This window comes from Lysobacter sp. GCM10012299 (assembly GCF_042649405.1).
GTDB lineage: Bacteria > Pseudomonadota > Gammaproteobacteria > Xanthomonadales > Xanthomonadaceae > Lysobacter_J.
Genome location: NZ_JBHRZC010000003.1, coordinates 33,257 through 55,152 on the forward strand (window position 1 = coordinate 33,257; position 21,896 = coordinate 55,152).

18 protein-coding genes are annotated in these 21,896 nt (G+C 63.4%); 2 read left to right on the forward strand and 16 right to left on the reverse strand.

Translation table 11 applies throughout. The annotated features are described in order from the left end of the window. Positions 1-45 precede the first annotated feature (45 nt). Together ACFOPO_RS08260 and ACFOPO_RS08265 are read right to left on the reverse strand one after the other, a co-directional pair. A complete protein-coding gene (locus ACFOPO_RS08260; protein ID WP_386702719.1) occupies positions 46-2,388 on the reverse strand; it encodes a catalase in 2,343 nt (780 codons plus the stop codon). 114 nt (positions 2,389-2,502) lie between these two features. Further along, complete coding sequence (locus ACFOPO_RS08265; protein WP_386702720.1) at positions 2,503-2,736, reverse strand: hypothetical protein; 234 nt, start codon at positions 2,734-2,736, stop codon at positions 2,503-2,505. Positions 2,737-3,004: 268 nt separating this feature from the next. Here ACFOPO_RS08265 and ACFOPO_RS08270 point away from each other — a divergent pair, with 268 nt between their 5' ends. After that, the gene (locus ACFOPO_RS08270) at positions 3,005-4,066 is read left to right on the forward strand and encodes an alpha/beta fold hydrolase (RefSeq protein ID WP_386702721.1); all 1,062 of its coding nucleotides are present in this window, start codon (positions 3,005-3,007) and stop codon (positions 4,064-4,066) included. 18 nt (positions 4,067-4,084) lie between these two features. Here the strand turns inward: ACFOPO_RS08270 and ACFOPO_RS08275 are convergent, their stop codons facing one another. The 8 genes from ACFOPO_RS08275 to ACFOPO_RS08310 all read right to left on the reverse strand — a co-directional run bounded on the left by ACFOPO_RS08275 (position 4,085) and on the right by ACFOPO_RS08310 (position 11,403). Beyond that, positions 4,085-5,413 carry a choice-of-anchor Q domain-containing protein gene (locus ACFOPO_RS08275; RefSeq protein WP_386702722.1) on the reverse strand — a complete coding sequence of 443 codons (1,329 nt, stop codon included), beginning with the start codon at positions 5,411-5,413 and terminating at the stop codon, positions 4,085-4,087. Positions 5,414-5,580: 167 nt separating this feature from the next. Next, complete coding sequence (locus ACFOPO_RS08280; protein ID WP_386702723.1) at positions 5,581-6,285, reverse strand: hypothetical protein; 705 nt, start codon at positions 6,283-6,285, stop codon at positions 5,581-5,583. 180 nt (positions 6,286-6,465) lie between these two features. Next, positions 6,466-6,726 (reverse strand): hypothetical protein, encoded by a 261-nt coding sequence (locus ACFOPO_RS08285; protein ID WP_386702724.1) that lies wholly within the window; start codon positions 6,724-6,726, stop codon positions 6,466-6,468. 275 nt (positions 6,727-7,001) lie between these two features. Then, complete coding sequence (locus ACFOPO_RS08290) at positions 7,002-8,018, reverse strand: hypothetical protein (RefSeq protein ID WP_386702725.1); 1,017 nt, start codon at positions 8,016-8,018, stop codon at positions 7,002-7,004. Then, the gene (locus tag ACFOPO_RS08295; RefSeq protein WP_386702726.1) at positions 8,015-9,262 is read right to left on the reverse strand and encodes a hypothetical protein; all 1,248 of its coding nucleotides are present in this window, start codon (positions 9,260-9,262) and stop codon (positions 8,015-8,017) included. The genes ACFOPO_RS08290 and ACFOPO_RS08295 overlap by 4 nt, the downstream gene beginning before the upstream one ends. A gap of 35 nt (positions 9,263-9,297) precedes the next feature. Then, the gene (locus tag ACFOPO_RS08300) at positions 9,298-10,125 is read right to left on the reverse strand and encodes a hypothetical protein (protein ID WP_386702727.1); all 828 of its coding nucleotides are present in this window, start codon (positions 10,123-10,125) and stop codon (positions 9,298-9,300) included. A 14-nt stretch (positions 10,126-10,139) separates the two neighbouring features. After that, on the reverse strand, positions 10,140-10,628 hold the full coding sequence (locus ACFOPO_RS08305) for a hypothetical protein (protein ID WP_386702728.1): 489 nt from the start codon (positions 10,626-10,628) through the stop codon (positions 10,140-10,142). A gap of 121 nt (positions 10,629-10,749) precedes the next feature. Next, positions 10,750-11,403, reverse strand: a complete 654-nt coding sequence (locus ACFOPO_RS08310) for a penicillin-binding protein activator LpoB (protein WP_200607244.1) — start codon at positions 11,401-11,403, stop codon at positions 10,750-10,752. A 291-nt stretch (positions 11,404-11,694) separates the two neighbouring features. On the opposite strand from ACFOPO_RS08310, the gene ACFOPO_RS08315 reads away from it, so the two are divergent. After that, positions 11,695-14,322, forward strand: a complete 2,628-nt coding sequence (locus ACFOPO_RS08315) for an excinuclease ABC subunit A (RefSeq protein ID WP_386702729.1) — start codon at positions 11,695-11,697, stop codon at positions 14,320-14,322. Positions 14,323-14,465: 143 nt separating this feature from the next. On the opposite strand, the gene ACFOPO_RS08320 is transcribed toward ACFOPO_RS08315, so the two are convergent. The 6 genes from ACFOPO_RS08320 to ACFOPO_RS08345 all read right to left on the reverse strand — a co-directional run bounded on the left by ACFOPO_RS08320 (position 14,466) and on the right by ACFOPO_RS08345 (position 21,499). Next, on the reverse strand, positions 14,466-14,849 hold the full coding sequence (locus tag ACFOPO_RS08320) for a hypothetical protein (protein ID WP_386702730.1): 384 nt from the start codon (positions 14,847-14,849) through the stop codon (positions 14,466-14,468). 39 nt (positions 14,850-14,888) lie between these two features. Beyond that, a complete protein-coding gene (locus ACFOPO_RS08325) occupies positions 14,889-15,107 on the reverse strand; it encodes a polyprenyl synthetase (protein ID WP_386702731.1) in 219 nt (72 codons plus the stop codon). 863 nt (positions 15,108-15,970) lie between these two features. After that, on the reverse strand, positions 15,971-16,537 hold the full coding sequence (locus ACFOPO_RS08330) for a hypothetical protein (RefSeq protein ID WP_386702732.1): 567 nt from the start codon (positions 16,535-16,537) through the stop codon (positions 15,971-15,973). Further along, positions 16,534-18,717, reverse strand: coding sequence for a helix-turn-helix domain-containing protein (locus tag ACFOPO_RS08335; protein WP_386702733.1), 2,184 nt, complete (start codon positions 18,715-18,717; stop codon positions 16,534-16,536). The genes ACFOPO_RS08330 and ACFOPO_RS08335 overlap by 4 nt, the downstream gene beginning before the upstream one ends. Continuing rightward, on the reverse strand, positions 18,714-20,282 hold the full coding sequence (locus ACFOPO_RS08340) for a hypothetical protein (RefSeq protein ID WP_386702734.1): 1,569 nt from the start codon (positions 20,280-20,282) through the stop codon (positions 18,714-18,716). Before ACFOPO_RS08340 ends, ACFOPO_RS08335 begins: the two co-directional genes overlap by 4 nt. Then, positions 20,264-21,499: a hypothetical protein gene (locus ACFOPO_RS08345; RefSeq protein ID WP_386702735.1), complete on the reverse strand. Its 1,236-nt coding sequence runs from the start codon at positions 21,497-21,499 to the stop codon at positions 20,264-20,266. Before ACFOPO_RS08345 ends, ACFOPO_RS08340 begins: the two co-directional genes overlap by 19 nt. Positions 21,500-21,896 lie beyond the last annotated feature (397 nt).

The window sequence follows — 21,896 nt, forward strand, 5'->3', positions numbered from 1 at the left end:
CCCGAATGGAGCCGTCCCTGGCACCCCTGCGAATTGGTGAAACAACTACACGAGCGGCGGATCTTTCTCCCGCACGAAGTGGCGGTGAGCAGCCAGGGCCTCGATAAACCCGGTTACGACACCCTGATCCGCTTCGTCCTCGATGAACAAACCGGTATCGGTGTCGTCGCGCAACACGCCGGCGTCTTCGGCCAACGCAACCGCTTCGCCGAGCACCGCGATGGGTTTGCAATGGCGATACTGGTCCTTGAGGAACTCCGCGGCGCGCCCGTCGCGCTTCAAGGTCTCCACGTGCGCGGCGCCGCCGGGAATGACCACGGCATCAAACAATGGCGCCGGTTCGTTCTCCAGCGACGACTCCGCCTCGAGCACCTGGCCCTTCATTGCATCCAGCGGCCCGATCCGCGGCCCGACCAGGCGTACGACCGCTCCCGCCTTCATCAACGGACCTCGGAACTGCTCCACCTGCCCGGCATCGACGCCGGGTGCAATGAGAATTGCGACCTTGCGGCTGCGAATGCCGGTCGAGCCGGGCCGCGCGGTCAACGACAAGGTCGGCGACCGATCGATTTCAGGCGTCGGCGGCTCGATGGCGCGTGGCATCGCGTCGGGCAACGGCATGCCAAGCCCATCGGCGACTTGCCTCGCGAGGTCCTCGGAAACGTTGCGCAACATCGACAGGACGCGTCGCCTGACAGCGGGCACGGTCACCTTCGACAGCTCGAACCGGAACGCGGCCGCGATATGCGCCTGCTCTGCCGCCGTCTGGCTGTTGAAGAACAAGGTTGCCTGGTTGAAATGCTCGGCGAACTTCTCCGGCTTGCCGCGAACTTCATCGCCATCGATGGGTTCGGGGAACGGCACGAAACCTTCCGCGCCGGCCTGGTAGGGGCAGCCGCCGGCCAGTGAGTTGGGCTCGTAAGCAACCCTGCCCCGGTGGATGGCCTGGCGATGCATGCCATCGCGCTGGTTGTTGTGCACGGGACTGATCGGAGCATTGATCGGAATCTCGTGGAAGTTCGGTCCGCCCAGGCGCTTGAGCTGGGTGTCGACGTATGAATGGATCCGTCCCGCGAGCAGCGGATCGTTGCTGAAGTCGATGCCCGGCACCACGTGCGCGGTGCAGAAGGCCACCTGCTCGGTCTCGGCGAAGAAGTTGTCGGGGTTGCGATCCAGGACCATGCGTCCGATCGGCGTCACCGGCACCAGCTCTTCGGGAATTATCTTGGTTGGGTCGAGCACATCGAAGGAGAAACTGTCGGCCAGCTCCTCGGAGAACAGCTGCACGCCGAGTTCCCATTCCGGGAAGTCGCCTGTCTCGATCGCTTCCCAAAGGTCGCGTCGATGGAAGTCCGGATCGGCGCCCGAAACCTTGACCGCTTCGTCCCACACTTGCGAATGCGTTCCCTGCTTCGGGTTCCAATGGAACTTGACGAAGGTCGATTCGCCCTGGTCGTTGACGAACCGGAAGGTGTGGACGCCGAAGCCCTGCATCGTGCGGAAGCTGCGTGGAATCGCGCGGTCCGACATCACCCACAGCAGCATGTGCGTGGATTCTGGCATCAGCGAAACGAAGTCCCAGAATGTGTCGTGGGCCGACGCCGCCTGCGGCATGCCGTGGTGGGGCTCCGGCTTGACCGCGTGCACCAGGTCCGGGAACTTCATCGCGTCCTGGATGAAGAACACCGGGATGTTGTTGCCCACCAGGTCCCAGTTGCCTTCGTCGGTATAGAACTTCACGGCAAACCCGCGCACATCGCGCGCAGTGTCCTTCGATCCGCGTTCACCGGCCACCGTGGAGAACCGCACGAACACGGGCGTCCGCTTGCCTGCCTCCTGGAACAGCGAGGCGCGGGTCACGTCGGGGATCGGCTCGTAGCATTCGAAGAAACCGTGCGCCGCCGAGCCACGCGCGTGCACGATCCGTTCCGGAATGCGCTCGTGGTCGAAGTGGGTGATCTTCTCGCGAAGGATGAAATCCTTCAGCAGCGCGGGGCCGCGTACGCCGGCCTTGAGCGAGTTCTGGTTGTCGGCGACAGGTACACCCTGGTTGGTCGTCAGGCGCTGGCCGCTGGCATCCACGCGCACCCGATCCAATGGTCCTACCGTGGGATTGGCGCCTGCAGCCGGGGGCGCACCGGCTTTAGCGTTGCGCTGTCCCTCCGACACTGTGCTGGCGCCGGCCAGTTCGGAAGGCGGGGTGACCACGGTGCCCTCGGGCGGACTATGCGCGCCCTCCTGGGTGAACTCGGCTGCCTTGTTCTCGTTGAACGGCATCAGCGAAGCGGTCTCTTCCACTTCGCGCGCCTGGTCCGCGACCGGACCGGAAGCGAGGTTCGGCGCTCCGCCGGTGCTGGTCGTATTCGATTTTCCCTTGCGAGTTGCCATTGTGATCGTCCACCAGAAGCAGACGATCAACCTAGGCATGCGTCCATGACAGTGCCGTGAGCAGCTGAATCAAATCGAACCGGATCAAATTGAACCCGATCAAATTGAACTGGCTCAAATTGAACTGGAGCCGGCCAGTTCCAGCAGCATCCGCTTCTTGTGCGCCAGGAACCGGTTCTCCATCCACGTCAGTTCCGAAGCGGAATACTTCGACGCAAGGTCATAAAAGTACTCGGCATCGGCAAACGCCACCGCCCCTACCCTGGCCCCGATCCTGAGCACATGCCTGCGCCCGTCTATCACTCTCGCGAAGAGAGTGTCCCCGTCCAACAGCACTTCGTTTTGCACGTTCGATCCTCATTCTGGAATCCGCCGTGGACAGCTGGTCTGAATGGGCGGCAGCCCCATGGGCGCCCGGACGCCCGATTGCACTATCTCCCTGGGGCGTATGCGGTGATGTGAAGTTGCTGAACAAAGTCCGGTCAGCCCGGTGGGTTCGGAGGCAGGCCCCTGGTGCGCCTGGGTGAACTTGCTGTTGAGCCAGGCGCACCCATCGTTTCGCGATGTTGTGCGCATACTGCCAAGTAGCTGACGAGAGACACATGAGGAGATGTCCATGGGCAATATCGATCGCGGATCGACCGACCAGCAACGCCGCCGCCTGCTCAGCGGCGGCGCCCTTGGCATCGCGGTGGCGCCGCTGGGCCTGACCGGCCCGGCAAGCGCGCAGGTCACGGAGACGAAGGCCGTGCGCAAGACCGCACCTATCGCGAATAGCGCCTCATTCGAGCAACTGCAGCGGGTTCGCGCAGGCGTGCTCGAGATCGCATACGTCGACATAGGGCCGAAGAAAGGTCCCCCCGTCATCCTTCTGCATGGCTGGCCCTATGACATCCACAGCTATGCCGAGGTCGCGCCGATACTGGCGTCTGCTGGCTACCGCGTCATCGTGCCCAACCTGCGTGGCTACGGCGCCACGCGGTTCCTGTCCGCGGACACATCACGCAACGGCCAACCGGCGGCGCTCGCGGACGACGTGATCCAGCTGATGGATGCGTTGAAGATCCCGAAGGCGGTGATCGCCGGATACGACTGGGGTGGGCGATCAGCCGGCATCGTCGCGGCCTTGTGGCCGCAGCGCGTGAAGGCCCTGGTCGGCGTGAGCGGTTACCTCATCGGCAGCCAGAAGGCGGCACAGGCGCCGCTGGCACCAGAGGCGGAGCTGCAATGGTGGTACCAGTTCTATTTCGCGACCGAGCGTGGCCGCGCCGGTTATGCGAAGAACCGGCACGACTTCGCCAAGCTGATCTGGAAGCTGGCGTCGCCGAAGTGGAACTTCGATGACGCGACATTCGACCTCAGCGCGGCCGCGTTCGAGAACCCGGACCACGTGGACATTGTCATCCACAACTATCGATGGCGACTGGGCCTGGCCGAAGGCGAGGCGAAGTACGACGACGCCGAGCAGAAGCTTGCCCTGTTCCCGCCGATTGCCGTGCCCACCATCACGCTGGAAGGCGATGCCAACGGCGCGCCACACCCTCTGCCGGAAAGTTATGCAAAGCGATTCACCGGCAAGTACCAGCACCGCCTCCTTACCGGAGGCATCGGACACAACCCGCCGCAGGAAGCCCCTCGCGAGTTCGCTCAGGCGGTCATCGACGCCGATCGCCTCTAGCGCACGGGGTTGATCCATCTACTCGCCGGCTTGCACCTCGTAAGCGCCTATGTCGGCCCGCGGTCCAACGACCCGGGGGAACCCGGGACCGCGCTGGTCGTATAGCCGCCCGGCCTTGTTGTTCCCGCTGTCGATGGCCGGGCTGCCAGGCAACAACGCATAGGTGACGGACACACCACCGTTGTCGGCAAGCACATCGAGCATGGGGTCCACCGAAAGGGTATCGGCCGGGGGCCTGACGCGGGATCGACCGATCAGGTTGTTGCTGCCGGTCAGGGCATAGCCCTCCCACGGGCGGCCGCCGATGTCGTATGGCAACTGTCCGGTCGCCAGGCACGTGTTGGATGACACGATGGTGCTCCCCAGCCGCAGGCTGCGCGCACGAATGACGCCGACGCATTCACTTCCCGACGTGTCGGCGTTGTACACGATGGTGCTGTTGCTGATCGTCGCATCATCGGACAACTCGCCAGCGCCAAGGAATGCGGCACGGTTCGAGGCGATGGTGCTGTCCAGCACGGTCGTCCTGCCGCTGCCCGTGACGCAGATGCCCCCGCAGCGACGACCGGCGGCGTTGCCGAAGACAAGGGACTTGTTGATCGTCACGCTGCCGCCCGAGGCCTGGATGCCTCCGTTGTCGCGGGTTGCAGCGTTGTTGAGGATGAAGGAGTAAGTGACCGTCGCTCCGCCCAGCGTGGACACGGCTCCTCCGTTGGCGGCGACGTTGCCCCCCAGCGTGGCCAGGTAAAGCGTCGTTCGCCCCTCGGTGCTGATCGCGCCACCGTTGCCATTGGTACCGGACGCGATGTTCTCGTCGAACCGGGTATTGCGCGCCCAGAGCGAATGCGCGTGCACCGCGCCGCCAGAAGCCATTGCGTCGGGCCCTTCGCCCACCGCCTCGCAATGCTCGAACTGCGTCCTTTCCAGATCCACATGGCCTTCCGAGAGCAGGCAGCCGCCCAACGCAAGATTCTCTGTGTGCCTTCCGAAGCGCAGGGCGAGCCCGAACACCGAGAGGGTGCCGGTGCCGCTGTGGTGGAGCAGCCGGCTGGCCTGGTTCGAATCGATGGTCACCGGGTTGCCGGCCCTGCCAGCGATTCGGAGGTTGTCCTGCGGAATCTCTATCTGCCCGCTGGTCAGGAAGATCAGGCAGAACGGCGTGGCGCCCACGTCGATGGTGTCGCCATCCGATGCCGTCGTCACGGCCTCACGGAGACTGCCGGCGCCGCTGTCGTTGCAGTTGGCCACGGGGATGGTCGAAGCGTCTGCGCGGCAAGCCCATGCCGCCGAGATGCAGATGGCGGTCAAGGCAAGGATTCGCAAAGCAGGACCGCGCGAAGTGGCCATGGCGATGCCTCCTGGGAGCGTCGGGGCAACACGATTGCCCGACGACGCTGAGGAGGCGCTGAAAATTCACCGGTCCGCCCGGTTCATCTACCGGACTGGCGGGCTGGATCAGACAGTGAGCCCAGGCTTGTGCACGGCAGCATCAGAAGGCGCCGACGCGCCCATTCCTAGCGGCCGTGCCGTGCGCGTTTTCCATCGTCGCGTTGCGTAGCCGCGCGACTTTGCGCGAACTCCGGGAACGTCTCTTCTATCGACGCTGCATCCGGCAGGATGTAGAACAGCCCGCCGCGCGCGAACGTCGGACTGACGATCTGCTCGTAAAACTCGGGCGAGACGTTGATGCAGCCATGCGTAATGCGGTTGTCGTCGGGCGTAGGCGATGCGAGGCGTTCGACGCGTTTCTCGGCCGGGACGCCAGTAGCGGTGGGGTGGATGGAGACCGCGGAATCGTAGTCCACCCAGAGCACGCGGCCGGCGTCGATTGACGGACCGAAACCGCCGACAAAGCGACCAGCAGGCGTGGTGCGATCCCGGCCCGGAATCTCGCGAAGCGCTAAACCGGCGACGCCGGGGGCCACGTGATCGCCTTTCGCCGAGCCAAAGAGTCCAGGTGCCGCGCCGCGAAGCCGGCCGTCACCGCCGAACACCAGGATCTGCGCGGCAGCCTTGTCGATGATCGCGAACGGATAGCCCTGGGCGTCATTGGCAGAGACAACCCAACCCGCGAGCTCGATCACCGTGGCGGCCACGTCCTGGCCAGGCGGAAGCTGGTCGACGGCAGAGGCCGGTGGCGCGGCGGCATCTTCGGTCTTGGCTTCGGCCGTGACCTCGGTTTTAGGCTCGGCCTTGGCTTTGGCCTTGGCGTTGGCCACGCCGACGCTCCCGAACGCCAGCGCAATTACAAGCGCGCAGGAAACGGCCCGGATCGCAGGGTGTGTGCAGGTACGGATAGGACTATTCCTTACAAGAAGACTGAGGGAAGACAAGGAGACCGGTGGCCAGCAAAGGCCACCGGGTCCCGGTTCAAGCCGTTCGTCGCGAACTAAGAGCGATTAACCGCGCGGCTTGCGGCTCGGTGCCGCTTCGAGCGCCTGGACGCGGCCTTCGATCTGATCCAACCGCTGGTTGGCCTGCTGTGCCGACTGATTGGCAGACTCGGCGCTCTGGGCCGCGTTCTGCACCTTCGTGTCGAGCTGATCGAGGCGCGAGTTCACGCGTGCGAAATCGTCATCGTAGGTGGCGCAGGCGGCAAGGCTCAGGGTGAGGGCCGCCACGCCGAGCGCGCGCACCAGCTTTTGCTTGTTCTCAAACATGCCAATACTCCTTCGTCTTGGGGGAAGCTGGAATATAACTACCTTTCTGCCGTAGTCATGTGGAGAATTCAGCTGGCGTTGGAAAACGTTGATGGACTGTGAACACGCTGCAAAGAAAGCGTGAATGCGTTGCTCCCGCGACTGTTCGCAGGCATTGATGGCCATCACAGTCCGCAGGCGAACAGAAACCTTAACAGGCGAGTTCGTGGCCAACGCCTGGAATCACTACTGACCTGGATCCCAGGCGTCAACGCCGAAAATGATATGCCCCGCGGTTATCGGGCGGATGCCTTCGCACCCTGGGATGACGCGGCCGCAGTCGGCGCGGCCGGTGCGATCAATGCCTCGCTGAACTTGGGGCCGTTGCTGAAGATGAAATACACGTGCAGCGACTCGCCCTTGGCCACCACCGTTTCGTGCTCGGTCTGCGTGGCCTGGCCCAGGCGGCACGTGCCGCGGCCCTGCGGGTCGGAAGCAACGCCGATCTGGACTTTGCCCGCCGGCACCTTGAATCGGGCCGTCTCGGCATCTTCCAGGCGCGCCGCCCAGCGACCGTTGATGTACACCGCCGCGTAGCAGGCGCTGGCCTCCCATGCCTTGCCGCGCGTGATCTGCAGCGTGGCGTGCGGTCCACGAATGGGCTCCTGGTATGCCAGGACATTCTCGGCCGGCGCGTCCGTAGCCGGATCAGCCGGCACGCCGGCCGCACGCAACGCGAGCATCGCGGCCTGCTTGTCCGCCGCGGCCTTCACTTCCAGTTCGGCAACGCGCGCCTTCTGCGCGTCGGAATTGCTGTCGCGATACACCGCGACGGCCTTCACTTCACCACTCTTCTCTTTCAGCGTCCGCGTTTCATAACTGTCGGGGCCGAGGACGCGCACCACGTTCTGGTACCCGAACGGCAGGTCGAACACCATCGTGTCGGCATCGACCACATGGCCGGTCGCGTTGGGCGACTTCGGCACGTCGAAGAGCACGTCGCCCGGGTTCTTGCCCGGCAGGATGCGCATCCGCGGCAGTTCCTGGCCGTTCGGGTAAACGCCGGTCTCGACCATCACCTGCCCGGGCACTTCCCACTGGATGGACCGCGTGCGACTGGCGTAGCCAGGCCAGCCACTGACGTCCTCGCCGCTGAAGGTCCTGCCCACCAGCTTGGCGTAGGGACCCCATACCGCGGGGTCGGCTACCGCGGCGGCGTCCTGCGCACGCGCGTGCAATGCCAGTACCGACAACAGTGCGAACGCACCGGCTTTCATCAGGTTGGACCGCATGACATTGGACAACATGGTCATTCACCTCCGGCCAAGGCTTCGCCGTTCGACACGAACAGGCGGGTCATTTCGTTGCGGAAGCTCGCATCGCGCGCTTCGTTGCGTTTCAGCAGCGACTTGCGCTCGCCCGCGGTCAGGTTGCTGACCGGCTGCGCCCGCAACGCGCCCGGTTCGTGCGCGCGGTACACCATCAGTCGGCATCGGCCTGCAGTGCGGTCGATAACCGGCGAGTCGATCGGATACAGCTCGCCGTCCGCGGTCTTCTCGGCCACCGGCACTGCGCCGCCCTGCTTGAGGAAGCCGCCGTAGATGCGATCCGGGAGGTTGTCCCACATGCGGATGTCGGCCTTGGGCTTGGTTGCCGAGCTGACCAGGATCGCCGCGATGCCCACCACCGCCAGCGCACCGGCAGCACCGGAGTCGCCGCTGCTGATCGCGACGGTCGCGCCGGCGACACCCAGCCCGGCTACCGTATCGCTGCCCTTGCGGAAACTCGCCTTGCCATCGAGGATCACGTCGATCTGGCGACCGCCCAGCGTGCTGGCCTGCCAGCCGATATCGGCCAGCACCGGCAGTTCTTTGCCGTTGGCGAGCACTGCAACAAACGGGTTGTCGCCAGCCTGCAGGGTCAGTGCTTCGCCATAGCCGCCCGTGGCGGTTTTCACCGGCGCCATGCCCGACTCCACCAGCACCAGCGTGTTCAGGCCCGCGCCGGGTGCCTTCAGGCCTTCCGGCTGTTGCGTGGCGGCGCGCTGGTAAAGGTCCTTGGCCATGCCGGCGTCGCCCGCGCAGGTCGACGCCCATCCGGCCATCAGCGACAGCATGCCGAAGTCGCCGGCGTACTCCTCGTTGTTCGAGATCGTGTCCTGGTACTCGGCGGCGCGGAAACTGGCGCGTGCGTTCTCGTAGTCGCCCTCCGCCATGAACAGCAGGCCGCGGTAGTAGTACGTCATGGCGCGTTCGTACGGCTCGCCCTTGAAGTCCTTGACGCCCTCCGATGACCACATCGAACGCGCCTTTTTCGCCGAGTCGGAGTTGGCGTAGATGAGTTCAATGCGCGCCAGGCTCGCATCGAATGCGCGTGCCGCCACATCCAGGTGCCCCTGGTCGATCGCCTCCAGGCCCAGGCGCTGCAGGTTCAGCACTGCGCCCCACTCGCCCTCGGCCAGCAGCGTCTCGTAGTACTTGCGAAGGCTTTCGGGCACCTGTTCGGCGCGGGCGTCCTGCGCCACTGCCGGCGAGGCCAGGGCGATCGCGGAGAGCATTGCGACTCGAACCGCGTGCATCAGCCGCCGGGTGATCATCGGGCCACCGACATGTCGGCCATCCGGCGCCCGGTTTCCCGTGCCAGCACTCGCGCGGTGTCGGCGCTGGTCGGCGCCGGTGGCGCGGCGCGCTCGAACCCGCCGGCGCCGGCAACGTAAGGCAACACCCCTGCATCGTCGACATCGGCGGCCGTATCGAAGTCCACGAGGATTTCGCCATTGGCCACCGAGCGCAACGACACGTGGTAGCGGCGCCCGGACTGCACCTGCGCATCGGCAACGCTGCTCACTTCCATCAGGTAGTCGGCGTGACCGATCAGCGCCTGCGTTTCGATCGCATGGATGTTGGGACGATCTCCCTGCACCGACTTGCCGGCAAGGCGCGTGGCCAGGGTGCGGTCGATGAAGCGCACGCCGCCCTGGCGCAATTGCGCCATGAACTCCGACTGCATCGCCCGCTCGCCTGCGGACAGCGACGTCCGCGACGGGGCATCGCCTTCAACGAACTTTTCGCTGCGTTGCTGCAACTGCGCGCTGCCACCGGCGACTGCCACGCCCACCGGACCTGCAGCGCTGTCGACCACGCCGTCGACTTGCGCCGCGGCACCCTGTACGCGACGGTCCAACGTCTCCACCTCGCGGTAGCGGGTGTTCACTTCGCTGTCGAGCTCGGCGTCCCAAAGCAGCATCACGCGATTTCGCGTGCCCAGCTTGCCGCGCAGCACCGACCACGGCGTCGCCGCCGGCGGCGCCGATCGTGGCGTCGGAGCCAGGACCTGTGGCTGGCCTGCGCGCATCTGGGCGGCGGCATCAGCCGTGAACATCAGCGCCACCGACACGGCGCAGGTCATCGCAAGGCGCATGGTCGACTCCCGGATCAGTTCGGCGCCAGTTCGATGTAGTAGTGCGCGACCTTCGCCGTCGAGAACGACGACTCCTGGTACACCGCCATCCCGCCGGCCGGCAGGAAGACCGTGCGCCATGCCGACACCGGCTCTGCCGGCGCCATGGCCTGGTCCAGGAAAGCGGTGCGCGCACGCACGGTCATGCCCGCGCCGGTGCAGTTGGCCAGGCGGGCATTCACCTGCACGGTGCCGCCTTGCGTGTTCTGCGTGCTCAGTTGCTGGACGATGACGCTGTGATACAGGCCCGCATCACTCATCAGCACTGCATCGGCGGGGATGTCCGCGACCGACCCGTAGGCCATGGACGTCAGGGCCGGGCCGCCGGTCAGCGCATTGGCCTTGAGCGCCTTGTAGTCGCACTTGAGCAGTGCCTGCGGGCGGGCGTTGGGCGTGGTGGAACAGCCACTGAGGCTCATCGCGAGCACGGCGGCGGAGCACAGCAGGGAAGCGGCGAGTTTCATGGGATCGAGTTCCTTAGGAGGTTTGTCGAGTGCGGAACCGGCGGGCACGCAGGTGCCATGCGATGGCCGGCGATCGCCGGCGGCGCGTCGTTTTGCGTGGCGGGTCCCTTGCAGGCTTGGGTCAGCGGTAGACCACGTCGTCGGCGGCGGCACGCTCGAACTCGTACATGCCCGTCCAGACGACCGCACCGGTTTCCGCATCCACCAGTTCGAAGGCGATCTGGTTGTAGCGCTGCACCACGCCACTGCGCGGGTCGCGGGCATCCTGGGTCATGATCGCGCCGGCCAGGAAGTAGTCGACGCCGGCCTGGGCACCGGTCATGCCGGTGGTGCCCACGTCGGTGACGCCCTCGCGTTTGAGCTCGCGCTGCTTGGCCACCATGCCGGCGTAGCGCTGGCCGATGAAGGTCATGCGGCCCTGCGAGGCACGGTTGAGCTCGGTCATCAGGCGCTGGGTGATCATGCGCCGATTGATGATCTGCGAGCCCTCGTTATGGAACTCCTGCTCGTCGACCAGGATCCGCGGCGGCTTGCTGAGCCCGTTGAGGAACCCGCTGGCGAACAGGTCGCGCGCCATCTGGTTGGTCATCGATTGGATGTCGTGGGCCTCGATACCGACGCCGGTGACCAGCCCCTTCTGCGACGGGTCCAGCTCGCGGGTCTGGACGCCGTTGCGGTTCTCCAGCTTGCGTTCCCGCGCCGCGGCGTCCGCACCGGCCAACAGCAATGCCGCAACCGCCAGCCACAGGCTGGCCCGAATGAATTTAGTGCTCAAGATTCCCCCTGATTCATGACCCGTCCGGCAGGCATTGCGATATCGCAGCTGACCGGGTGGCGCTGCCTCCCCACGCGGGCAGCGCTGAAGTGGATCACGCAAGCTGGGCGGGAGTCGCTTCCGAAGTGCTGAAAACTTCTGAAAAGTTATGAACTCCCGGGTGTGCGCCTCGATCGTGCGACGTGCAAGTGCAAACGTTGCCGCGGAGCGTCAGGCGACGGGCTGCGACCGCGGGACTTACTCAAGTCGCCCGTCACGTGATCGCGGCAGGCTGCGTAGTCCAATCGGTCCATGGCTACCCGGACTGACAAGGCAAGGACTGCGGACGCTTTCGTTCGTGTCCGGGGCGCCCGTGAGCACAATCTGAAGGACGTCGACGTCGACATCCCCCGCGATGCGCTCGTGGTGTTCTCCGGCGTCTCCGGGTCCGGCAAATCATCGCTGGCGTTCGGCACCTTGTATGCAGAGGCCCAGCGCCGGTACCTGGAGTCGGTGTCGCCGTACGCGCGACGTCTGATCGACCAGGTCGGCGTGCCGGACGTGGACTCGATCGAGGGCCTTCCGCCGGCGGTGGCATTGCAGCAGCAGCGCGGCAGTCCCAACGTCCGATCCACCGTCGGCAGCGTCACCACCTTGTCGAACCTGCTGCGGATGCTCTACTCCCGGGCGGGCACGTATCCGCCCAGGCAGCCGATGCTCTTTGCCGAGGACTTCTCCCCCAATACCCCGCAAGGCGCCTGTCCCGAATGCCACGGGCTGGGGTACGTGTACGAGGTGACGGAAAAGTCCATGGTGCCCGACCCGTCGCTGAGCATCCGCGAACGCGCGATCGCGTCCTGGCCGCCGGCCTGGCACGGACAGAATCTGCGCGACATCCTGGTGACACTCGGCTACGACGTGGACATCCCCTGGTCGAAGCTCCCGAAGAAGGATCGCGACTGGATCTTGTTCACCGACGAGCAGCCGGTAGTGCCGGTGTACCCGGGTTTCACCCCAGCTGAAACCCGCATGGCGCTGCGCCGCAAAACCGAACCTGCCTACATGGGAACGTTCAGTGGTGCGCGTCGCTACGTCCTGCACACGTTTGCGACCACCCAGAGCGCCCTCATGAAGAAGCGGGTGGCGCGCTACATGGTGGGTGCCTTGTGCCCCGCTTGCGACGGCCGCCGGCTCAAGCGTGCCGCCTTGTCGGTCACCTTCGCCGGACTGGATATCGGCACACTGTCGGGGCTTCCCCTGAGCCGTGTGGCCGATGCGCTCAGGCCCGCCGCGGAAGGCCGCTTCGACAAGCCCGCCGCGGGCCGCGGGCGCACTCGAGCAAGTAGCCGCGGGGACGCCGCTGCGCGGGTGGCCGCAGGAAGCACGGCGCACTCCGACAGCGCTGACGTGCGCCGCACACCTGATCTGTCGCAGGAAAAGCGCATCGCTGCACAACGCATCGCCCACGACCTGCTCGAGCGCATCGCCGCGCTGGAAGCGCTCGGCTTGGGCTATTTGGCGTTGGACCGGTCGACTCCGACGTTGTCGCCGGGCGAACTGCAGCGGGTGCGACTGGCGACGCAGATTCGCTCGAACCTGTTCGGCGTCGTGTACGTGCTCGACGAACCGTCGGCCGGGCTCCATCCGGCCGACAGCCAAGCCCTGTATTCCGCGCTGGAAGGACTGAGGGCTTCCGGCAATACCGTGTTCGTGGTCGAACACGACCTGGACATCATGCATCGCGCCGACTGGCTCGTGGATGTGGGACCGGGCGCGGGCCAGCACGGGGGCCAAGTGCTCTTCAGCGGGCCACCGGCTGGATTACGGAGCATCGAGCCCTCGCAGACGCGCCGGTACCTGTTCGCCAAGCCTGACCGGCGACACCGCGCGCCACGGAAAGCCGCAGGCTGGCTGGAAGTGGAAGGCGTCCGACGCCACAACCTCCGCGACGTCGACGTCCGTTTGCCGCTTGGTGCATTGACCACCGTTACCGGCGTGTCGGGATCGGGCAAGTCGAGCCTGATCGGCCAGGCCCTGGTGGAGTTGGTGGGCGAACACCTGGGACACGAACAACCCGCGGAAGAACCCGAAGGGGACCTGCTGCAACCGGGGCCGATCGCCACGACCTCGGGGCGCATACGCATCGGTTCCGATGCACTGAAACGCATCGTCAACGTCGACCAGAAACCCATCGGTCGCACGCCGCGGTCAAACCTGGCGACCTATACAGGATTGTTCGACCACGTCCGCAAGCTGTTCGCTGCGACGCGACTGGCCAAGACACGGCACTACACGGCCGGGCGCTTCTCATTCAACGTCGACAAAGGGCGATGTGAAACCTGTGAGGGCGAAGGCTTCGTGAGCGTGGAAATGCTGTTCATGCCCACCGTCTATGCGCCCTGCCCGACCTGCCACGGCAGTCGATACAACAGCAAGACGCTCGAAGTGAAATGGCAGGAGCGGAACATCGCGCAGGTGCTGGACATGACAGTCGATGATGCGCTGGCGTTCTTCGAGAATGAATCCTCCATCCAGCGCGTCCTGGCCTTGTTGCATGACATTGGGCTGGGCTATCTGCGCCTGGGGCAGCCGGCGACGGAGTTGTCCGGCGGCGAAGCGCAGCGAATCAAGCTGGCCACGGAGTTGCAGCGCAGTCAGCGCGAAAAGACGCTCTATGTGCTCGACGAGCCGACAACGGGCCTGCATCCGGCCGATGTCGACAAGCTGATGACGCAACTGCATGGCCTGGTCGAAGCCGGCAACACGGTGGTCGTGATTGAACACGACATGCGTGTGGTAGCTGACAGCGACTGGGTCGTTGATATCGGGCCAGGTGCGGGCGATGAAGGCGGGCGCGTCGTGGCGTTCGGAACGCCTGCAGACGTGAGCCGTGCAAAGGAAAGTCGAACCGCTGCTTACTTGAAAGAGTGGTTCCCTTGATCCCAAAAGCAAGGGGTTGCGAGGGGCCCGAACATGTCGCCCACAAGCAATGTCGCTTGAGGCCAGGGCGAAACCGGTGTTCAAAGCCGCTGCCATAAACCGTGAAGAAGGCCGTGATTTGTCAGAAGCGGACTCTGGGCCTGCTAACTCTTCGAAGCAGGGCGGCTGGGCCAAATGCCCTTGAGCGCGTTGACCTCTATCCCGTCAGGCATCGGGCCAATGTTGGCGGGGCCGTAAGTTACATCCGCCCCGGCGAAGTACCCACGGGCATCCGTGAACAAGAGAATGGCCACGTCTTCGGAGAGGTTGGAGGAGAACGCCATTTCGCAAAACATGCCCGACCCAGCTGATATGGGCTTGATCTCGGGATTGTTCGGCACGGCGAACTCGAACCCGTGGCATCCGCAACTACAGAGAGACGTGATGGCGCCGATCGCGACGTGTGCGGCCAACAGGTCCCTCTCGGCAAAAGCCTGCGCCATCACCAGGTCCAGCCAGCGTAGAGCTTGTTGATGAGAATGCGGCATGTCCTGTTTGTCCGTCGAACAGCTCGCGACTTCTGTCGCTCACTTCTTCAAGCCTGCGACGACTTCCGGCACGGAAAGTCCAAGCTCGAGCTGAAGGCGCACGTATTCCCGCTCCTTGCGGGACAGGCTGCGACCCATCTCGATACGCACATCCTCAGCCTTCAGAATGCGCACGATCCTTGGCATCGCCGAGCCTATGGCGTCCGGCCCATAACCTGCCTCGCGCAAAGCCGCACTCAGAAGGGCTTCAATATCCATGATGCGACCCCATCTATTCGAGACGTCAGATTGTGCACCAGCAGGTCCGTGCGCTGCATTACTGGGCGCTCCTGCTGGAGGATTGCTTCAAGAATGTTTCGATCAAGGCGGCGCGATTGGCAACGCCATATCCGCACCGCAAGAAGGACATACCGAATCTATCCGGAACACGAAAGTGTCGAGGGCGACACGGGTTCGATCTCGGTTCTTGACGCCGCAGACCAGCCCATTGAAGTCCGCGTAAATCCTTGGCACATGCATCGCAGCAAGACCTCCGTGATGTCCGATCAAGAATATGGCCGCTGGTGGCAGGCAGCAAAAAGGGCTCCTTTCGGAGCCCTCTTTTTCCTGCATTGCCCTCAGCTCAACCGCACTTCTAGAAACTGGTGGGCAACTGGATACTTTTCCAGGCAGAGTGGAATTGCGCTAGAGTTGTAGGCGTTTGTCTACAAGGACGACTCCGCTACTGGCTACTTTCGAGCTGGATACTTACTGGCGGGTTCGCTTCGCTACCGCAAGGTTCCACCAAAAATTGCACCCCTTGTCCGATCGACAGCACACCACCAGGCGAGCCCGCCGTCGAGCAGTGTGCGGGGCATATACGCAATGCATGCGAAGCAGTCGGCGCGAATGACGAAGCCGGTCTGCCGGACCCACGCCCGGCGCAGTCCTTCGACCGGATACGGCGGCTGAGCGACTCCAGGCAACGGAATCGCCGCCACACATTGCGGCCGCGCGGGTCCTTCTGCGAAATGGATGCTGTCCCACGATGCGCTGGGTTTTGCGGGGCGTCGCGGTGGGATCGCCTGAATAACTTCAACTTACGCAATCGAAGCTGACGAGGTCACGAGGATCTTCGCGCCCTAACTCCCCGACATATGCCCGTGTCGAGGCTTGTCAAATCCCACTCTAATTGCGACTGGAGCCAGCACACCGCCCCCACCCTTCTGATCTATCGAAGACTGGCATGTCGGACAGGTCGCCATTGCCCTGGCTTCAGCGGCCACAATGGGCCGAACCAAGAGCTCCCCTTCAATTGAGTTGGCACGCAGGCGACTGTAGATTTCAAGATGGTGGCGCCTAAGGCCATCGATCAGACCTTCCTGCTCTTTGATGACCTCTTGCAACTTGGCAATCTGCGCCCGTAATAGTTCGATCGTGCCGTCACCATTCACCTGCCGTCTACGTGAGGCCAAATCAAGCAATGCCTTAGATACCGTGTTGTCATGTTTCGCCAGCGTCTTTCTGGTGGTCGGTACCCGGCGGGCAACCTCGCTGGCGTTATAGACATACGCCAAGCGCTGAGCAGCTGCCTCGGCCGCGAGTTGCCTAATGACGTCGAGAATTCGGGCACGTAGTGCTTCCCCGCGAATCTGTCGGCACACGAACGACGTTTCCGCTTCAGCTGACGGGGCTTGTTTAGTACTCATTGCACGCCTTTTTGATTCGGCATCGAATCCAGCAGCGTGCTTGCGTTGGTGGCCACGCGTCGAAAGTGATCTAGTTGAGGCGAGTCTGTAACGCCCTGTTGCTCGATTACGGACGCGATCAGGGTTGACTCGTGGACGATGCGCTGAACTTCTTCCCGTTGTGCGGGATCGCCAGGATCGATGATCAGGTGTTCGCAGGGCCCAGGCGCTTGGCTCTCGCAACTAAAACAACTGAGCTGATGTGGACAGGGCACGGTGCTCCAGTTGAGTGTGCAGACGCCATGTGGCATGGGATTGATCATCCGCAGCGCCGCTTCCAGATAGCGCTCGGCCTCCTCCCGCGAGTACCCGGACAACACCCCGTGGTAGGTCTCGGCTACTCGCCCGGTGACTAGTTGGATGCGAACGGCCTTTTTCAACCGTTCGACACGGACGTTATTGGGTGTCTGATCGTATTCCGGCGTGTGCCTACGACTGCGACGATTGAAGATCAGCGAAATCTGATCATCCGTCAGCCCGCCGTTCTGATATAGGGTATTCAACCAGTGGCGGACGTCGCGGGGGGTGAACTTCGCTACCTCGCCCGTCTCTTCATCAATGATATTCAGGCGATTGAAGACACTGTCCTCTTGCTTGCCCGTTCCATGGGACCGTGCAAAACCGCACATCCAGTTTGCCAGGCTGCTGATACGCAGATTCTGTGGCTCAGCCTCCAGGGTTGACCGGGCATCGGACAGGAAATACCGCGGAAGCACGAACAATGCCTCATCCTGCATCAGCAAGGGTTGACCGTCTTTGGTCTTGACCAGCGCTTCAATGTTACGGGCAAAGCGCCGCTCGAACTCCGGCTGGGCCTCTGGCTGCGCGTAGCGCTGCCCGCGCAACTGTGCCTGCTGGGCCTCGCCCAACAGGTCCTGCACCAGGTCGATGCAGGAGTGCTTGGTCAGCATCACGCCGCAATGGGCGATCAGACGCTGGACCGAGATCACGCGTCGGTCCGTGTCCCAGTCATGGCGCATTTCACCTCGGCGGCCCACTCGCCGCAGCCCAGGCAATTCGCCACGGGTCGCCCGTTCCTGGTCTTCCAGAAAGGACTGGAGTTTGTGCCGGTTGATGCCCAGTCGCCTAGCGGCTTCCGACTTGTTGCCGCCCGCCTCATGCAACGCGCCGATTGCGTCAACGAAGCACTCTGTCTTGTTGCACCAAGCTCCGTCCGGGTTGATGAGGCGATGCTTGGGGTCGGCCACCCATGCGCTCGCCCACTGTCGAACGAAATAGCGCGTGGCCTCCGGGTCGCGCAGGATGCAGCGCCAATCCAACAGGCCCGTTCCCGCCGACGATCGCAAGAACTGGCGCGCCGGCTCGGTGAGCTCCTGGATACTCTTCAGCGCCTGCTCAACCGCCTCGGCCAATCGCGATGGCACGGGACGCGGAAGGGGCGCTCCACCCTTCCGGGGAAAATGAAGAATCTGCAAGCCGGTTTCTTTCAGGATGCAGTCGACGGGCAATGTCATGAGCTCGGCGGGCCGAAATCCGGTCCCCATCTCCACCATTAACGTGTCGATGTAAAACCGATCACGAACATGCAGATCGGTTTGATGCCGGGCCGCTAGCAGATCGCCGAGCACCTGCGTCGAGACCAGCTTGGCTTGTCGGCCCGCCTCCGTTCCGTAGCGGCCGTGTACCCGGGGGTTCGGGAGCGTGTTCTGGAAATCCAACGGCCGCTGGAGCGTCGTGGCCAACCAATTTGACGCCGCCGCCAGGTGGGCCGATGTTCGAAATGCCGTCCCCGGACCGTATTCCTTCGCGACCAGCTTCTCGGCCTGAGAAAAGTCATCCGTTCGCACTGTATGCAACGCTCGGGGGCCCAGAATCCGGGACAGGTAGGTCATTGCTACGATGCGGCTGCGGGCAGTCTGCAATCCGGCTGTCAACTTCAGCCGTCCATCCAGCACCCACACTTTGGCCAGCACCTTCAACGCCGCATGCTCAATTCCGGAAAAGACGACGATATCGGTGATGCGGTTATCGTTCAGCACCCGCCAGTCCAGGCACTCCCACCGGTCAGCCTCGAAGTGGCTTCCCGTTGGAACCAGAGCAACCAGATCGGCCAAGATGTCCGTCACGGCTTGACTGGCATGCCACTGGGCGAGCCGGGCGCGCAAATGCTGCAGGATCATATCGTCCCCTCGGCACCCGTCTCCCTGATCTGGTCAATCACCTCCTGTATAGCAGTGGCGATGCGCTCGAAATCCTTGAACAGTTTGCTCCGCTCCTTGCCGCCTTCGGCCAGACTCCATCGATCCAGTTCGGCCTGAACAAACGCCAGAGCGGCGCCATGATCGGCTTCGCGCCATGCCAGGAAGTTGGGACACCCGTTATAGCAGGCCCAAAAGGGATGCTTTGCGCACGACCCCTCGGTACCGCAGCTGCCGACGACCGCAGGGGCAGGATTCTTTAGCGCGATCGGGATGTGGATCGGGCGCCGCTCGACCTTGTCGCGTATCTCACCCTTGAAGAAGTAGCGCCCCGAGATTGCCTCGAAAACCTTGCCAATTCCCCGGTCGCTGGCACGCTCCACCACCGGCAACAGCTCGGCACCGACCGCCTTGATGTAGGCATCGGCCGATATCGGGGAGTCGTGTTCCAAAGTGTCCTGGATCACTTCACGCGGAACGCCCTGAAGGGCCATCGCCGTGGCCCCCGAATGACGCAGGCGTTTGGGCCGCAGGTTCAGGAGCCGACCGGTGCGGGGACTTCGGATACGCCGCTTTCGAGCCCAATCATGAACCCGCACCCCCATTAGCGCCGAGGAAACCTGACCGTAGGCCTCCCAAGCTCTTTCGCCGTCCTCGCCGGGAATCACGAAAAAACGGTCGTGCCGAACTTGGAGGATGCGAATGTCGTCGCACTCGCAGTACCTGACCAAGTCCAGGCCCAGCCGTTCGCTCACCGGCCACAGCCGTTGCGTACCGGTTTGTGCCTTGGCACCCGGAACCTCAACGAAGTACTCAGCCGGATGGCCTTGGGCTTTCGGGTGGAACACCTTCAGCGCATCGCAGCGCATGGATAGCAGTTGCTCGGATCGCTTCAGGGTTTCCTGGCAGACCTGCGCGAACAGGCGGGTGATCCAGTCGCCCATAGGTTCGTCCTGCGCCGATTGTGCCAATTCTCCCCGCAAGACCTCCATCTCCGCGCTGATCAAGGGGCCCGATTCCTGATTCCAGTCCAGCACGTTTTGCATGTGGACCAACTCATGGCGTGCCTTCCACGAGCGCATCTCCAGCACGATATCTTGCCGCGCCCCTGCCAGCCGCCGATCGGCCAGTTCCCGGTAGATCTCCCGCAGCCAGGTCCGATACCCTACTTTCATCGTCTGCCAAATCCGCAACCACTGCGATGCCCCAATCGACGACAAATCGGGCGTCAGCGGGATCTGAAAGTGACTGGCACACCTCGCCAACACTGTCAGGGTCAGTCGCCAAGGGGAGAGGCTGCTGGGGGCTGAGCGTCTCAGCCGCGCAATCAGAACTTGTTGCAGCGGCTCAAGCAGCGGCTCGGGAAGTCCCAAAGAGTTCCAGTCGAGCGAATGATTCAGTCCGCCATACGTGACGGTCCAGCACGAGCCGGTAACATCGACCATCACCGGATGGTCCGGATCAAACTCGTTTCGGACGTACCGGTGCCCGTCCGCGCTCACCCAAAGGCCGGACGCCTCGTCCAGTGTCAGCTCAGTGCTGCCCATTCGCTTCCTCCGGTCTGCCATATCATTAGGACGTTCCGCGACCGCTCCCGGCGCGCACGCCGGGTATAGATGTCCAGACTCTTCTCGCTCTGCCATCCGCCCCACAGGATCAAGTCCTGCAATCGTGCCTGATGCTGATCCTCGCCCTCCACACCCAAAACACCGGCGTAGGCACGGTTAAAGAAGGCATGCCGGGCCAGATGCCAGTGGAAGTCGATCCCGGTGTCTCGACTGATCCGCGTGGCAATATCGGCCGCCCCCTTCGTGGAAAGCGGGTCACCAGCGCGGGAGATGAGCAGGAACGGATGGGACAGCAGGAATCGTCGAAACCGCCCCCTGGGACCCGACGCCCATTCAAAACGGTGTTGGGCAATGTAGTCGTTGACCAGCCTAGGAAATCGGGTTTCTTTCAAAATAAAGCCCAGATCCCGCGTAAGAGTCTTGGGTCGAGGCGCATAGGGGTGTCGGCAATCCTCTTGATTCTCGCGTTCTTCCACGCGCACGACTTGGAAATAATTCTGATCCCGGGAAGGGCAATCGCGTAGGCGCATGGCGAGCGATTCACCGATGCGCAGACCCAGCTCAATGGACATGCGCCAGAGCAGATAGTCGCGCACCACCATGGATGAGCTATCCCCGGCGCGCTGTGGATCCAGATAGGTCTCAATGCACTGGATTTCTTCGTCCGTCAGATCCGGGGCCACCGATCGCGCGCGATCCTTCGCCTTCTCATCCTTCCAACTCGACTTCTGATGATTCAGTACTTCCATGATATGGAGCGTGTGGCCCACTGCGTCGGTAGGCACGCGACAAAATTGCCGGACAAAGAAGGCTTCGGCTTGCGAACATGCTGTCAGGACAGCGTTCAGGGACCGGCGGAGATTCAGAGGAAGCGCTCCGATCCCGGCATGCCCGGCCGATTGCTTGATCCACGAAGCAAAGGCCGCGATCTGTCGGGCACCGAGGGAACGACCGGACAAAAAGATAGAGTCCAGGTTCAGACCCCGCGTGTCGGCCCAGGTGTAGAGCATAGCCAGATGCCGCAATGCCTTCTCCCGCGTAGCCGGAGAATCTGACTTTTGGGCCAGATGGGTTTCGTAGACCGACAGGGCGATCGGAATCTTCCGCGACTGACGGTGCACCACGATATGGCGCGTGGCGCGACGATCCACTCCGAATGCCAGGATCTGATAGGTGAGTTTGCATGGTGCTGCCACGCGACCCCCTTTAGCAGACACGGGAATTGACGCCACCCAAGCGCCTAGTTCTTCGGTTTACCCACCTGCATTGGTGGATGACGTCATGCCAGCTTCGTGCATGCGTCAGGTGCGAAGAAGTGTAACGAAAACGGCTGCCCCTGAAACTCCCTCTCAATCTTGCTGGCGCGAGCCTTCGAGCACGGCCAGCGGCCCATGGGGGTCTTGCTGGCCGATCACCGCTCATACGCCGGCCGCACAACAGTGCCCATCCTCATGACCCATCATCAACCGACTCAGACCGTGCCGCCATGTGGCTATTGAAGCTGGGCAAGAGGCTGATCTTGCAGCAATTATCCTTTCTTGATCCAAGAATTTCGGGAGAAGGATAAATCGACCTTAATCAATACGTTGCCAG